The sequence below is a fragment of the Mesorhizobium sp. LNJC394B00 genome (genome assembly GCF_000502555.1).
Classification (GTDB): Bacteria; Pseudomonadota; Alphaproteobacteria; order Rhizobiales; family Rhizobiaceae; genus Mesorhizobium.
Map to the genome: position 1 here is coordinate 1,063,308 of NZ_AYWH01000002.1, position 15,191 is coordinate 1,078,498.

Annotated in this window: 12 protein-coding genes; 9 read left to right on the plus strand and 3 right to left on the minus strand. The window is 58.6% G+C overall.

Features of this window, described 5'->3' with window-relative positions:
* The first annotated feature begins 26 nt into the window (after nt 1-26).
* A complete protein-coding gene (locus tag X751_RS1000000164740) occupies nt 27-2,195 on the plus strand; it encodes a polysaccharide biosynthesis C-terminal domain-containing protein (protein WP_031247041.1) in 2,169 nt (722 codons plus the stop codon).
* A 215-nt stretch (nt 2,196-2,410) separates the two neighbouring features.
* A complete protein-coding gene (locus X751_RS154385) occupies nt 2,411-3,616 on the plus strand; it encodes an acyltransferase (protein WP_084558262.1) in 1,206 nt (401 codons plus the stop codon).
* A 48-nt stretch (nt 3,617-3,664) separates the two neighbouring features.
* On the opposite strand, the gene X751_RS154380 is transcribed toward X751_RS154385, so the two are convergent.
* Nucleotides 3,665-4,801 (minus strand): NAD-dependent epimerase/dehydratase family protein, encoded by a 1,137-nt coding sequence (locus tag X751_RS154380; protein WP_081725364.1) that lies wholly within the window; start codon nt 4,799-4,801, stop codon nt 3,665-3,667.
* Nucleotides 4,802-4,961: 160 nt separating this feature from the next.
* A complete protein-coding gene (locus tag X751_RS154375) occupies nt 4,962-5,639 on the minus strand; it encodes a helix-turn-helix transcriptional regulator (RefSeq protein ID WP_023706589.1) in 678 nt (225 codons plus the stop codon).
* A gap of 253 nt (nt 5,640-5,892) precedes the next feature.
* On the opposite strand from X751_RS154375, the gene X751_RS154370 reads away from it, so the two are divergent.
* Entirely contained in the window at nt 5,893-7,611 is a 1,719-nt protein-coding gene (locus tag X751_RS154370; RefSeq protein WP_023744436.1) for a PAS domain S-box protein, read from the plus strand.
* 101 nt (nt 7,612-7,712) lie between these two features.
* Here X751_RS154370 and X751_RS154365 read toward each other — a convergent pair whose 3' ends face one another.
* The gene (locus tag X751_RS154365) at nt 7,713-8,390 is read right to left on the minus strand and encodes a response regulator transcription factor (RefSeq protein WP_023681040.1); all 678 of its coding nucleotides are present in this window, start codon (nt 8,388-8,390) and stop codon (nt 7,713-7,715) included.
* Nucleotides 8,391-9,010: 620 nt separating this feature from the next.
* Between X751_RS154365 and X751_RS154360 the strand changes: the two genes are divergently transcribed.
* The 6 genes from X751_RS154360 to X751_RS154335 are packed head-to-tail and all read left to right on the plus strand — an operon-like array spanning nt 9,011 to nt 15,180.
* Nucleotides 9,011-9,739 (plus strand): NDP-sugar synthase, encoded by a 729-nt coding sequence (locus tag X751_RS154360; RefSeq protein WP_023744437.1) that lies wholly within the window; start codon nt 9,011-9,013, stop codon nt 9,737-9,739.
* Between the two features lie 49 nt (nt 9,740-9,788).
* Entirely contained in the window at nt 9,789-10,940 is a 1,152-nt protein-coding gene (locus X751_RS154355; protein WP_023744438.1) for a DegT/DnrJ/EryC1/StrS family aminotransferase, read from the plus strand.
* Nucleotides 10,937-11,611, plus strand: a complete 675-nt coding sequence (locus tag X751_RS154350; protein WP_023681043.1) for a sugar transferase — start codon at nt 10,937-10,939, stop codon at nt 11,609-11,611. The genes X751_RS154355 and X751_RS154350 overlap by 4 nt, the downstream gene beginning before the upstream one ends.
* Nucleotides 11,612-11,655: 44 nt before the next feature.
* On the plus strand, nt 11,656-12,660 hold the full coding sequence (locus X751_RS154345) for an SDR family NAD(P)-dependent oxidoreductase (RefSeq protein WP_023691489.1): 1,005 nt from the start codon (nt 11,656-11,658) through the stop codon (nt 12,658-12,660).
* Nucleotides 12,657-13,934, plus strand: a complete 1,278-nt coding sequence (locus X751_RS154340) for a hypothetical protein (RefSeq protein WP_023744439.1) — start codon at nt 12,657-12,659, stop codon at nt 13,932-13,934. The genes X751_RS154345 and X751_RS154340 overlap by 4 nt, the downstream gene beginning before the upstream one ends.
* On the plus strand, nt 13,921-15,180 hold the full coding sequence (locus X751_RS154335; RefSeq protein WP_023701104.1) for a polysaccharide biosynthesis/export family protein: 1,260 nt from the start codon (nt 13,921-13,923) through the stop codon (nt 15,178-15,180). Before X751_RS154340 ends, X751_RS154335 begins: the two co-directional genes overlap by 14 nt.
* Nucleotides 15,181-15,191: the final 11 nt, after the last annotated feature.

Sequence of the window (15,191 nt, forward strand, 5' to 3'; positions counted from 1 at the left end):
AGCCCCTAAATCGAGCCAGCTACACGATGATCATTGAATTTTTCGGACCTCCAGGATCCGGCAAAACAACCTTCGCACATGCGCTTGCGCAGCAGCTGCGCGGGAAAGGCTATCACGCCAAGGTCGCTCTCAGCTACAAGCCAAGCACCAGGGCCGCCAAATATGATCTCGGAATCTTTCTGTTCATATCACGGATCGTATCGGCGATGTTTTCAACAGCCAGAATACTGCTTTTTTCGGCAGGGCGAGCCGATGATATTTCCAGTTCCTTTGCAATAGTGAGGATGATACCGCCAAAAAACCGAATATGGCGCGCGCGAATCTGGCGATACATCCTGCACCTTTCGCGTTGCTGGAAGTCTGCGGAGCAATCGCCCGAAATTATAATTTTCGATCAAGGATATGTTCAAGCGATTGGTTCGCTTGCGATGTTCAATGGGAGCACCAACCCCAGAGCGCTGGAAAAGGCGCTCAGCCTCGCACCGGCGGCCGATCTCACCGTCAGGCTCTTGGTGCCAGCTGCGGTCGTGGAAAGTCGCCTTCGTCGGCGGATGGAGCTTGAGCCGCCGGCGGAACGGATTTTCGAGGCCGACTTGAGCGTTAACATGCGCTCATTCGCCGTTTTTGAAGCGATGCATGACCTCCTGACAACATCTGGCCGGGAAATCATCTCCGTCGAAAACACCGATGGTCCATCGACCTTTAAAAGTATTTGTCGGATTGAGAGACAAATACTTTCTGCATTGTCGCGCTTCGATAGGTCGGTCGGCGAAAAGCAAATTGAGTTGCCGGCTCATCGCGCAGATGTAACTGGTTCAGCAACCGCACCGCCGCGCAACAAGGACATGGGCTCGCGGCTGGCTTGGGCAAGCATATTCGCCTTGCTGATCTATATTGGTGGCGCTGGTTTGACCAGTCTTGCACAGTTGGCAATTGCACGCCTTATCGGACCTCACAACTACGGTATCTATTCCTACGTTCAGGCTTGGACGTCAGTGCTCGCCTATCTGGCAACGCTTGGCTTTAATGTATCATTGTTGCGTTTCCTCCCGGCCTATAGGGCCAGTGGCAGGCTTGATCTGGCCCGCGGGGTGATAAGATTTGCGCTGCAGAGATCGCTGATAGCGGCAACCTTGTTCGGGATGATCGGCGCTGCGTCCGTCCTGTTCCTTTCAGATCCAACGGAAAGAGGGCTTGAGACAAGCATCGTGCTCGGCATGATGGCTGTGCCCTTGGTTACGGCCTATGCTCTCGGAGCCACGCTTGTGCGTGCTTTCGGCGGCGTTGTCTCGGCGTTGTTGCCGGAGCGCATCATGCGAGACGGACTCCTGCTCGTGTTGGTAGCGCTCCTGGCATTGTCGGGATTTCGAACAGTGGATGCGCCCTCGGTGACGATGGCGGTGCTTGTGAGTTCCGCTTTCACAGCGGCGCTGGTGTTCATCATCGCGAGGAGGTTTGAACCACCCGGCCTGGGACACGCCAAGCCAAGTTATGCCTCGAGGGAATGGTGGCTTGCCGTCCCCCCGCTCATGCTCATCACTGGGCTCGATGTTTTCGTCAGTCGGGCAGGAGTCCTGGTTTTGGGCTGGACAAGCCATATTGCTGAAGCGGGTATTTTCGCGCTGGCCTTGAATGTCGCGATGCTCGTGGGCCTGTCCCGTATCGCCGTGGCAACCATGTTTTCGCCAACAGCAGCCGATCTCTACGTCAGAGGCGATCGCAGAGGCCTACAACAACTGTTCGCGCGCGCAACCCTGCTTTCTGCTGGCGGTGCCATCCTGGTGGCCGTCCCAATGATGGTGATAGTCGAGCCGTTCTTGAGCTATTTCGGTGAGGGTTATAGCGCGGGAGCGCCGATCGCACGGGTTCTGATTTTGGGATATGTCTTTGTCGCGCTGTGCGGGCCCCAACAGAATCTCCTGACCATGACTGGAAATGAATGGGCTGCGGCAACGACGATGGTAGCGGGTGCTGTGGCCAATATAATTGCCTGTGCAGCCGGAGTTGCGGTGTACGGCCTGCTTGGCGCTGCGGTGGGTGTGGCACTTGCACTGAGCATCTGGAGCATTGCCATGGCCGTCTATATCCGCAAGCGACTGAAAATCATGCCAGGCTTGGTTTTTGCCTTGCTGTCGATGAGGCCGAGCGCGGTCGATGCCCGTCAATGGCATTGGTTCTTGAGGGCGAGCAAATGAGAGCACTGTTTTGGCTACGGTGATCGCCGTCGTTCGGGCAGGAAGTCACGAAGCCCGGATCGCACAAAGGCCATAGGGCTGCACAGACGCTTCGGCGTATCTCTGTTCCGGACACCCGCGCGGGCAGCCGATACTTCGCGGGCTGTGTCCGTCATTTGAAGGATGCATCAGTTTCGGAGGCGCCCCAGGGTGTGCTCACAATCTGCGGAGCATCCATGGAACAAGCCCGAATGGCGAGCGCCTCGGCGCCTGCAGTGCGCCGTCGCTCGGAGAGATCGACGCCTGTCGAGCGCAGCCAACGCGAAACCCTCACCCAGGTCCAGGTCCTGCGCGCCCTCGCGGCTAGTTCGGTCGCGCTGCGACACGCCCAGCATGATGCGGCCACCCTGGAATTACAGGCCGGCCGCACCTTTCAGAGCTGGAATCCGATACCATGGAGCGCTGGAGTCGATATTTTCTTCGTGATTTCCGGCCTTATCATGGTGCATACGTCGCGACAGCTGTTCGCAAAGCCCGGGGGCGCGCGTCTCTTCATTTCCCGCCGGATCGCGCGAATTGTCCCGCTATATTGGGCGCTCACCTCGCTCTACATTGCGGTAGCGGTGGCCGCCCCAAATCTTCTCAACCAGAGCTACGTCGATTTCAGGTTTGTAGTCGAATCCTACTTATTCGTTCCGGCCAGTCGCCCTGACGGCGTCGTTCAGCCGGTCTACGAGTTGGGTTGGACGCTCAATTATGAGATGCTGTTTTACGTGCTGTTCACGGCGACGATCGTGCTGCCCATGCGGTGGGCAGTTACGGTCCTGCTCACGATCCTGGTTGGGATGGTGCTCTCGGGCGCTCTTGCGGCTCCTTTGCCTGAGCCCTGGGGTTTCTGGACCAATCCGATCATCCTCGAATTCGCTTTCGGCGCGATGATCGGGGTCATGTGCGCCTCGGGCCTGCGGCCTTCCGGCCCAATCAGGGCCTGTGTCGCCGCAACGGGACTGGGTGCCCTGATGCTTGCGGCGGCGTTTCCCGATATCTCGGCCGGCCTTGGTCGCCCCGTCGTGTATGGCATTCCGGCGTCTCTAATAGTTTGGAGTGCTGCCTTGGCACCGCCGGGTAAACTGAGGCATGACAGCCTGGCGGCGAGGTGGGCCGCTGGCGTTGGCGATGCGTCATACGCTCTTTACCTCATGCATCCATTCGTGATCCGCGCCATGCGCATATTGTTCTGGCGTACAGGGTTGATCTTTGTGCTCGGCCCGTGGGCTTTCATCGGTTCGGCCTTGGCGATAACCCTGGGCGTGGCATTTGTCACCCACCGTCTGTTCGAGAAGCCGCTCACCCGCTATGCGCGGCGCCTTTTGGGGGTCGGGCACGGCACAGGACGGCAGCTTGGGTCCCTTCCAGTGCCGGCGTATCCCAAGACAGATTGAAGGCGAGCCGCGACCCTGCCACACCTGGGAACGGCGGCGTTGTGCTCACTATGCCGTTGCCGGAAGGCCAGCTGGTCGCACCTGTCCGACAGGGCGTGCATGGAATTCCCGATACCATTCCACGAAACGTTGCACGCCGTCCTCCAGTGTTGTCGCCGGTGCGAAGCCAACGGCGCGGCGCAGGTCCCTGACATCGGCGCGGGTTTCCAGGACGTCACCTGGCGGTAAAGGTACGTTGACGCGAACGGCGCGGCGACCAAGGGCCGTCTCGATGAGCGCGATCAGATGGTTGATTTCTTCCGGCCGATCATTGCCGATATTGTAGAGCCTATATGGCGCCGAACTGGTGGCAGGATCGGCAGCGCGACCGTCCCAACCGGGATCCTGACACGGTGGTTTGGCGAGCACGCGAACAACCCCCTCTACGATGTCGTCGATATAGGTGAAATCCCGCCATACGCGCCCGGCATTGGCGATTTCGATCGTTCGGCCCTCGGCGATGGCATGGGTGAACGTGTATACTGCCATGTCGGGCCTGCCCCAGGGACCATAGACGGTGAAGAAGCGCAATCCGGTTACGGGCAAGCCGAACAGATGGCTGTAGGAATGCGCCATGCATTCGTTGGCGGCCTTGGTGGCGGCGTAGAAGCTCACCGGATGATTGGCACCATGATGTTCGGAGAAGGGTATGCGTCGATTGGCGCCATATACGGAGCTCGACGAGGCATAAACGAGATGGCTGACGCCGGCGTGTCGGCAGCCCTCCAGAACGTTGAGAAATGCGACAATGTTTGACTCCACATAGGCATGCGGGTCGACGAGCGAATGACGCACCCCGGCCTGGGCGGCCAGATGCACGAAGTGCGATGGCTGGAATTCGCAGAACAGCGCTTTCACCAGCGACCGGTCCGCCAGGTCGAAGCGCATCGGCGTGAACCTCGGCTCGGCGCAGAGCCGTGTAAATCGCGCCTCCTTCAGCTTCAGGTCGTAGTAAGGCGTGAAGTTGTCGACGCCGATGACCTCGGCGCCGAGCCGCAAAAGGCGTGACGCAACATGAAATCCGATGAAACCAGCGGCGCCCGTGACGATGATCGGCCCCGTGTGCGTAAGGTTCGACGCAGCACCATCCTGCAGCGCGTGAACGATATCCGCCAGCTTGTTGACCTTCGAATCTGCTTCGGCCATGGCAAGTCACTCCCGTTTCCAGGTTCCGCGTTCTGCGCTATCTCGGCAGCGCCTTGAACGATCGGAAATGGCGCCGCCGGCCTTGTCATCTACGCGACAGCGCGCTCAATGCGGGCCGCCGCTGTCTGAATCAAAGCGGATGCAGACAGCAGTCGATTTCTCATGGCAAAACCGAAATGCGCCCCAAAAGAGCCACTAGTTCCGCCTGACGCCTCGTGTCGGTCTTGGCGAACAGCGAGGCGAGCTGAGAGCGGATAGTCGTGCGACTGAGATGCCAGCTACGGGCGATCTCCAGGGGCGCGTCGCCATGGGCGAGGCGTAGCGCCAACTGCGTTTCCGCGCTGGTCAAACCGAACATCCTTTGCAACGTGCGAGGGTTGGCCGCCGATTTGTTATCCCGGTCCAGCAATGCGACGACGGTTGTCCCATCCGGCGTAACGACCCCCGTCTCGTTCATGGTCACCGGCCTGTCGCCTCTGCTGTGGATCACTACCCATGAGAGTGAGCCCGGCTGGAGGTGGACCGGAACATTCGCGACCAGCCGCCTCAACCCGGCGGCAAGCTCGACGGCTGTATCAGTTGCTTCGCCCTGGCGTGCGAGGGTGTCCCGAGCGGCAGCGTTCCATTCTATTACTTTCTTGTCTCGGTCCAGGACGAGATAGCCGCAACCCATACGATCAAGCATGCCGGTGATGGATTCCAGGCTGCGTCGTCGAGATCCGCCGACCCTTGCGTCCGGTCGGTCCACAAGGCTTATCGGCCGTTCGTGGCGGGTATCGTTCAATACAATGTATTGCCTGCCTGCGAGCGTATCGTTTCGCGTTTCAATCAGTGTCATCGCTTCCACCCAACCCATTGCTACTGACGCAACTCAAATCGGTTGAAGTTGCTGCTTCAACTTGAATTTCCACATACTGCGAGAAATCTGCGAATGGTTTTTCCGCAGCGTCTCTTGGATATACCTTTCTGAAGAGCGCTCCTGACACATGATTTTATTCGCCGGCAAAGTCATGGCAATCGGGCATTGGGATTAGGTGCCACCTCTTCGGACTAGTCTCGACGGACTAGACCGAAAGTTGTAGTCTTTGCGCATGGGTTCGGACCTGCGCTGGCTCAAATCGAATGTGTCGAGCACTACGTTGGCTCATCTAGCTTCGCTGTTGGTGTTTGCAGCATCGATAGCATTCGAGGCGATAAGTACGGTATATGGCGGCCAGCCGTTGCCGCTTGTTGCGTTTATCCCCATAACCGTTGTCATCGTGTATCTTGAGGGCCGTTTTGTTGCCATCGCAGCAACGCTTCTGATGGCGGTCGCCGGCTTGTGGATGCGACACCTGCTGGACGGTCACCTCACTGGTGGAGACTGGACCGGGGCCGTCTTCCTCCTGGGTTCGGGTAGCCTGATCGCAGCTGTGTTCCACCGCCTGCGACAAGATCTGCACGGTGCGCTCAGGGTGGCAGAAGCGAGGCTCGCTGCCATCGACGCTGCCGCCTTGGGCTTTGCTAATACCAATCGCCATGGCGAACTGCTGCAGTCGAACAGACGGCTTTTGGAGATGACCGGCTACGCGCACAAGGAACTTGCCCAACTCGAGTTGCAGGAACTCATTGTCCCCGACGATCGAGGTACTGTGCGGAAACTTTTGGAAGATTTGGGCAATGGGACCGCGTCTGCGACGGATATCCGCGTTTTGCGCAAGGATGGCACGGCATTCTGGGCTCACCTGGCCCTGTCTTCGTCGCGGCCGGACGAGGCGCCAAATGAGAGCGTATTCGTGGTGGTTGACGATATTTCCGAGCGACAAGCGGCACGCGAGGCCCTTCGGGCTCAGAAGGAATGGCTTGATCTCGCCGTGTCTGCCGGGCGCCTGGGAACATGGCAAATAGACATTGACGATGGGACAGTCGCCGGCTCGAGCAAGTTCTGGGACATTCTTGGTCTGCCTCCGGCCCCAGTCCGCCGCTTGGAAGAACTCTCGGCTGTAATCCATCCCGTCGACTGGCCGAAGCTGTCCGCCTCGGCAAAGCCTTCATCGGCATTGAACTATGACGTCGAGATCCGTGTCCGGCAAGTGGATGGTCACACACGCTGGATTGCTTTGCGTGGACGGCAGGAAGAGCACGGCGACCGCAAAATGCGCATCGGGGTGGCGGCGGATCTGACCGAACGTCGACAAACAACTTTGCTTCGCGCCGCCGTAAAGAGACGCGAGCGCATAATGCGCGAAGAGCGCCATCGGTTCAGCAATGTGTTTCCAGTGATCAGAGCTCTGGTCAACATGATCGATATTCCCGACAATGACGTTGCCAAATACAAGGAGATGTTGATCGATTGGATTCGAACGCTGGAGGCGACCCATCGCATCCTTTCTCGTCACGCCAACCTGTCAGGGATGCTCCATGAGCTCGTGGACCGGGAATTGCAGCCCTTCAAGGAGACACGCGACATAACGATCAGTGGACCTTCCCTCACTGTGCCAAGCGGCGCCGCCGAGGGCTTGGCGATGATCCTTCACGAGTTGACGACAAACTCGGTGAAACATGGTGCGCTGGGTGACCCGAATGGCAGGGTCGAAGTTAAGTGGCGATTTGCATCCGAGGACGAAGGTGACGACCTCGTGTTCGATTGGGTGGAATCGGGCCGACGGAAGAGTTCAAAAGTCGTACGCCGCGGGTTCGGGTCACTGATAATCGGTGTGGACAGCACGCCGCTTGTCGGTCATTCCCCGAATATGGAAATAACCGAAGATGGCCTTCGATATTCGCTGCGTGTATCGCGCAAAGAAATTGAGGAATTTGGATTGCAATAGAGCCCCTCCAAGTCGAAGCCGAATTGGCCAATTAACGGATGGTGTGGGCCCTTTGCTGCGATTTCCTGCAAGCAAACTCGGGGCGGTTCGAGGGGCATACGTCAACTCGCCTGTCTCGTCAGCCAGCTTTGGAGCAACACAGCTGCTTCGGTACGGTTTCTAACCCCAAGCTCACGCAGCACGGCTGCGGCATGGATTTTCGTTGTCGCCTCGGCAATGTCCAGATTGCGGGCAATCTCCTTATTCGAGTACCCCTCTGCCATCAGCTTGAGGACGTCCTTCTGTCTAGATGTCAGCCTAGCGACGTCGCCCGAGCCCTCGTGCCGGCGGCTGGCATTTTGTACCGGAGGTGGGGGGGCATGCGATCTCTGGTCGGCAGACGTTCGAGATAGGAGAGATGGCACATAGATCCGGCCAGCGAGGATTTCGTTTACAGCCAGCACGACTTCTTCGTCGCTCTGCGATTTGACGATATACCCGTGAAGTCCGATCGAAAGCGCGGTCAGTATCTCCGAGCGGGAATCATCCCCGGAAACGATCGCAAAGCGAGTGTCAGGATAGGCAGCCATAAAGTCGCTGAGCACTTCCTGATGGAACAGCCCAGGCATGTTCAGATCGAGGATCGCAAGATCGATGGACGCCTGCTCCTCTAGAAGATTGACCGCGGCATCGAAACACGAAGCTTCGAATATTTCGGCGCTTGGAATTCCAGCCATGAGTGCCAGCCGGAGACCACGCCGATATAAGCCGTGATCGTCGGCAATGACGATCCGAGCCATGCAACTACCCCAACGCGTTACTCGGTTCCCGACGAGAAAACCCGCTGGAACCTCCCATTCGCCTATGATCGACAATCCGTGGTGGTCCTAAAATGGCGGCCATCCACTGGTCAACGCATCACAGTGATGTCCGCAGCGTCCCATCCACGCACATCCAGAACGTCTAATATAATACTAAATTGCGAAGCTCATCCATAGATTTTTAACCCTGGCGTGCGGTGCCTGTCCGCAAAACGATGCCGGTTCCCCATTTGTGGGTCCAAAGCCAGCTGTTCAGGACCATTTCTGTTATGTCGCCACCCGCTGTCGCTGGACCTGTAGGCCGGCCCGGCCCGGGCGGATCGCAGCTTTTTTGAAAGCAACTGCTTTCGTTTTATCGCCGTCATGATCAGTGCCCAATCGCGCTTCTATCGGCTGTTGATCTCGTGGCCATCTAATACCTTGAACGTTTTGAATCCCTACCATTCGAATGCACGACGACAGCCGCCCCGGCTGTCACATACCTTTTCACATATGATGTTCGGATTGCCGCCGAGGTTTGGCCGGATTTGAGGGTATGCCCTGGCCGGACAATGGAACACCGATCCCGAACAAAGCCAACTGCAGATCAGGAGGATCGAATGAAAGCGGTGATTCAATGTGGTGGGATGGGTACGCGCCTTCGACCGTTTACATCGGTCCTGCCGAAACCATTAATGCCGATAGGGGCCCGGCCTGTTCTTGAGTTGCTTTTGAAGTGGCTGCGGCGCAACGGCATTGAAGACGTGTATATTACGACAGGGTATCTAGGGCATTTGATCCGTAGCGTCTGCGGCGACGGATCGCAATGGAACTTGAAGATCAAATATACCCAGGAAATGGAGCCACTCGGCACCGTCGGACCTCTCTCTCTGATTAGGGATGAACTGAACGAAACATTTGTCGTTCTGAACGGCGATGTCCTCACAGATCTAAGCCTGAGCCGGTTTGTAGCCGCGCACCGCTTGCATAGGGATCCCGTTACGATTGCCACGGCGTGCCGTCATATCAAGATGGACTTCGGGGTCATCGACGAGATCGACAATACCGTCCAGCTCTTCCGGGAAAAGCCGACGCTTTCCCATCTCGTCAGCATGGGGATTTACTGCATGAACCCAGATGTCCTGCGGTTCATTCCGTCCGGGATCCCATTTGGGTTCGATGACCTGATGCTGCAGATGATGCAGGGCGGCACGACCGTGCATGTTTACAAGCATGACGGTCTTTGGCTCGACATCGGTCGTGTCGATGACTTCCAGAATGCACAGGCAATTCCCTGGGAAGATCAGTCGTCCTCAATCGAGGTCGCGGCTGCCGCTGCAGCCGCATGAAAGTCTGATGCAGAGGTCTAGCCACTAACAAGGCTTTCAGGAGGTCAAGATGCTCTTGGTGAGCGCCCCGATCCTAGGCGTGCCAGAGAAGGCAGCCCTGTCGCAGGTGATTGATAGCGGCTGGCTTACGATGGGGGACAGGGTACGAGAGTTCGAACAGGCCTTTGCCGGCATGCATGGCGCGCGAGATTGCGTTGCGGTTGGTTCCTGCACCGCAGCGCTCCATCTTGTCCTCCATGCTTTGGGCATCGGCCCTGGCGACGAAGTACTGGTTCCTTCGCTGACGTTCGTGGCGACGGCGAATGCGGTGCTGTATGTAGGGGCGACGCCGGTCTTCGTCGATATCGAGTCCGTCGACGTGCCGTTGATCTCGGTTGCGGAAGCCGAAGCGCGGTGCACGACGCGCACGAAAGCGGTCATTCTCGTTCACTTCGCCGGGTATCTCCCCGATCGGGAACAATGGCAGCGGTTCGCCCGGCTTCGCGGGCTGCATATCATCGAGGACGCTGCGCACGCGCCCGGGCTTAGGGAAGTCGGGACCTTCGGCGCCGCGGCCGCGTTCAGCTTCTATGGCAACAAGAACATGACAACGGCCGAAGGGGGCGCCGTGATCGCACGTGACCCCGATCTGCTCGACAGGGTTCGCCTGGCCCGCGGGCACGGAATGACCACGGGGACGCATCAGCGGCTGAACAGTCGTACGCCGCAATATGATGTCACGATGCTCGGGTTCAACTACCGAATGGACGAGATGCGAGCGGCAATAGGGCTGGTTCAGTTGCAGAACCTGCAAGAGTGGAACGAAATCAGGCGTATCATAGCTGTCTTGTACCGACGCCTGATCGCGGACCGTTGCCCAGCCATTGTCATTCCATTTAGCGAACCCCGGACGTCGGCTTACCACATCATGCCGATCGTCCTGCCGCGCTACGCGAGCCGGCAGGATGTCATCGACGAGCTGCGGACACAGGGCATACAGACCACCATCCACTACCCGCCGGTGCACCAAATGACGTTCTACCGCGAGCGCTTTCCCGGCGTGAGTTTGCCCCGAACAGAGGATTTCGCTGAGCGAGAGCTCACAATTCCGCTGCACCCCCAGATCACTTCCGCCGCCGCCGAATCAGTCGTGGCTGCCCTGGCAGCCGCGCTCAAAACAGGCGCGCTCAAAGCAGGCGCCCAAAGAGGAACTGCTGCATGAATGCGTTAGACCCTGCCTTTCACCGGATGTTCGTTCCAAATCCTGATCACGGCTTTGCGAGACGCGCAATCGATCTTGCGGTGGCGGGCATCGCTACCGTCGCATTGGCGCCATTGATGCTGCTGATCGCCGGAGCGCTTCTGCTCGAGGGCGGTGGCTCGATCTTGTTCGCTCAGACCCGCATCGGGGCCGGCGGCCGAACCTTCCGCATGTACAAATTTCGCAAATTCGGTGTGAACTGCGGCTCTCAAGGCCTTGCGCTGACGGTCGTGGGCGATACACGCATGACCACCGTTGGCCGCTTTCTCGCAGCGACGAAGCTGGACGAACTACCGCAGCTGTGGAATGTCCTCAAAGGCGAAATGGCGATCGTCGGTCCACGACCCGAGAGCCTGGCTTTCGCCGATTGTTTCCGGGGCGAGCTTAGGGCCGTGCTGCAATACAAGCCAGGCCTGCTGGGTCCAGCCCAGGTCGTTTTTCGGCACGAAGCACATTACTTCCCCCAATCCGTGGATCCGATCGTGTTCTACCGGGAGGTCATGTTCCCCGCCAAGGCAACACTGGACCTCTCGTATTATCCGCGACGCACCATCGTCTCCGACCTCGCGTGGATGGTGCGGGGAGTGCTGGCAGTGGTCGGTTGGGTTCCGGTACCGCCAATCGACGTTTGAATATCCAAGGGAAGCGTTCCAAACAGCCAAGGGAATGCGCAGTGATGAGCTACAATGGAAAGAAAGTCCTGGTGACCGGCGCGGACGGATTCATCGGTTCGCATGTCACGGAGGCGCTTGTTCGCAACGGGGCAGATGTCACAGCCCTTGCCCTTTACAATTCCTTCGACAGCCATGGATGGCTAGACGATCTGCCGGACACCATCCGCAGCCAGTTGAGGCTCGTCCGTGGTGACGTCCGCGACAGTGCGTTCCTTAACCGGATCATGCGCGGCCAAGCCGCGGTTTTTCATCTGGCGGCGCTTATTGCGATTCCATATTCCTACGCCGCTGCCCAGTCCTATGTGGAAACCAACATCCTGGGCACGGTGAACGTCCTCGAAGCGGCGCGCCTATGGGAGACGGAGCGGGTGATCCATACCTCCACGAGCGAGGTCTATGGAACTGCCCAAACCATGCCGATCGGCGAAACACACCCCCTGCAGGGACAGTCACCATATTCGGCATCCAAAATCGGCGCCGACATGATGGCGGAGTCTTACGCCAGGTCGTTCGATGTCCCTGTGGTCATCATGCGACCCTTCAACACGTATGGCCCGCGCCAGAGTGAGCGCGCCATCGTGCCGACCATTATCCGGCAAGTCCTCGACCCGAAATGTCCTGCGATCATGGTCGGCGATACCAGCCCGATCCGCGACCTGACCTATGTCGAAGACACCGCGACAGCGTTCCTGACCGCAGGTCTCGCCCAGCTCGAGTTCGGCCACGCCTACAACGCTGGCAGCCAACGCGCTGCGACCGTCTCGGACGTATTGGCCATTGTTCTTGAGTTGACCGATTGCAAGAAGCCGGTCCGTCGTGATGAAAGGCGCCTGAGGCCGCAAAATTCCGAAGTTCGCGCCTTGCTCGCCGACTCCTCGCGCTTTGAACGCGAGACTGGATGGCGGACACAGACCAGCCTGCGCGATGGGCTGGAGCGAACAATCACGTGGTGGCGCGAGCGCCTTAGTGAAGGCCGGGTACGGCGCGAAGTGGGTTACATGACATGACCCTGGGCGGCCGTCATGCGTTGGCGTTGTTGCTGGCTGCCGGTGCCATATCTCCCAACATCTACGTTGCCGGTGGCCGTCAAAGCAAGGCAGCGGAGGCGGCGGCCACCGCGGTTGTGGACAACCTGCCGGGCCATGTGCCCGAAACAAGGGATCCTTGGTCTGGCATGGTTTTCGCACGGATCACCAGACCGGGCGTTCTCGGCGGGGCGGGTGTATGCGGGAAGAAGTACTGCACCCACCGTTACTCAAGCGCACAGGCTTGGAATGCCGACCAGAGCCTGCTCCTGATCGCCAATGGCTGCGGTGGCCTGTGCTTTCTCGACGGACAAACCTACTTGCCTTTGTTCCACCGCAACCGCGCTACCGAATGCGAATGGCATCCCACTGATCCCGAGTTGATGATCTGCGTCGGGGGCCGGCAGATTGCGACATGGGCGCCACGTACCGATCATGAGGACGTCGTGTTTGCCTCCGCAGCGTACTCCAACCTCAAATTTGGACCCAACAAAGGCAATCCGAGCCGCGACGGCAGCCGGATTGCGGTGCGTGCAACGAACAATGACGGCAGAGCGGTGGTCTTTGGCTACGATCTAAAGCTACGGCAGAAATTCCCCGATATCGATCTTGCCGAATTCCCGGGAACAACCGGCTCCTGCTCAATCTCACCACTCGGAATCAACATATTGTGTTCCCACCAATTACCGGACGGAATCGAAGCGAGTTTCGTCTTCTCCATAGACGGCATATTGCGCCAGAAGTGGATGGAGCACCATCGACCAGGCCATGGCGACATGACGGTCGATTCCGACGGAAGCGAAATCTATGTCGGGATCAGCAAATCGGATCCTGACAAATATCAGGTGATCAAGCGCCGCTTGGCTGATGGCAAGGCTACCTCGCTGATGAAATATGGCGAGGCCATGCATGCGTCACTCAGGTCGCTCGGCAGGCCCGGCTGGGTGTTTCTGAGTTATGGCGGCACGCCAGCCGAACTATCGCAGCACCCGGATTGGGCGCCTTACGCTCAGCAAGTCATTGCGCTGCGTCTAGACGGCAGTGGAGAGGTCCGCCGTGTCGCAGACACGCACAACGCGCCCTTCGACTACTGGAGCGAGACGCATGCCTCTCCGTCTCCAGACGGCACCCAGGTGGTCTGGTCCAGCAACTGGGGCGTGCCCGGTGGCCCGGTATACGATTTCGTTACTCGTGTTGAATGGCCTTTGAAGCCGGTGTTCGACCGGAAGGAGATTGTCGCAAATGACCTTCAGTAGACGATACGTTCTTGGCGCAGTCGTGATGATGTCGCTAACCTCGATGGCTTGCGCAGGCGAGGTCGAGCCCTATCAACTGTCACCTGGCGATACGGTCGAGATAGGAATAGCGCCGATCCCTGATCGGACGCAGCGCGCCGTAGTCCAGATGGATGGCAATATCGCCCTTCCGGAGGCGGGGATGATCATGGTCGCAGGCCTGACGGCGTCTCAATTGCAAAGGCGAATGCAAGAGCTCTTGCCAAGCAAGATTTTTCACGTGCGTCTGACTGACGGGCGGGAGCAGACAGTTACTGTCGAGCCCGACGATGTCACAGCAATCATAGCGGACTATCGCCCGATCTATGTAACGGGCGATGTGCTCACCCCAGGACAACAGGCCTACCGTCCGCTCATGACTGTACGGCAGGCGCTGGCCGTTTCCGGCGGCTTCAGTTTTTTGCGATCACGGGCGGGCCAGGCCGGGCCTGATCCGGTCGATCTCAAGCGCGATTACGAAATGCTCTGGGGAGATTACACGAAAGAATACCTTCACGCTGCCCGCATTCGCGCCGAGCTTCAGGGCCAGGCGGATTTCGACAAGAAGACACCACAGGGATCACCTCTTTCGCCGAGCGTTGTAGCCGCGATGGCTCAGGCTGAAGCAGAGGCGCTAAAGGTTGCGCTGAGTGATTTCCGGCAAGAGCAGGATTTTCTGGAGAAGGGCCGGACGGACGCTGCCGAGCAAATTGGCGTTTTGCAGAAACGCGAACGAGTCGAGGGCGAGAGCGTGAAGGCGGATGAGCAAGATTTGGCGCGAGTGACGAAGGCATTCGATGCAGGCAATCTGACCAACACCCGGCTCGCGGATGTCAGGCGCGCGTTGCTTTTATCTTCAAGCGGCGCGCTTCAAACCTCGGTCGAACTGATGAGGGCGCGGCGCCAGCAGGAGGACTTTGTCAGACAGCACGAACGCAACGACAATCAAAGGAGGATTGGCCTGCTGACGGATCTGAAGGACACCAACGCCCGGCTGGCGGATGTCACCGCCAGGCTCCATGCCGCCAGCGAGAAGCTGCAGCCGACCGGAGCATCCACACAGCCATTGCCGATTGCCGGCGAAACGGTACGGGCCCAGGTGACCATCGTGCGCAAGATCGGCAATGAATGGCGCAAGCTGTTGGTTGACGAAGATGCGATTGTGCTGCCGGGGGATACTCTCGAAGCCAGATTCAGCAGTGAACTGCAAAGTGTGGCAGTCCAATAGGGCGTCAGCGC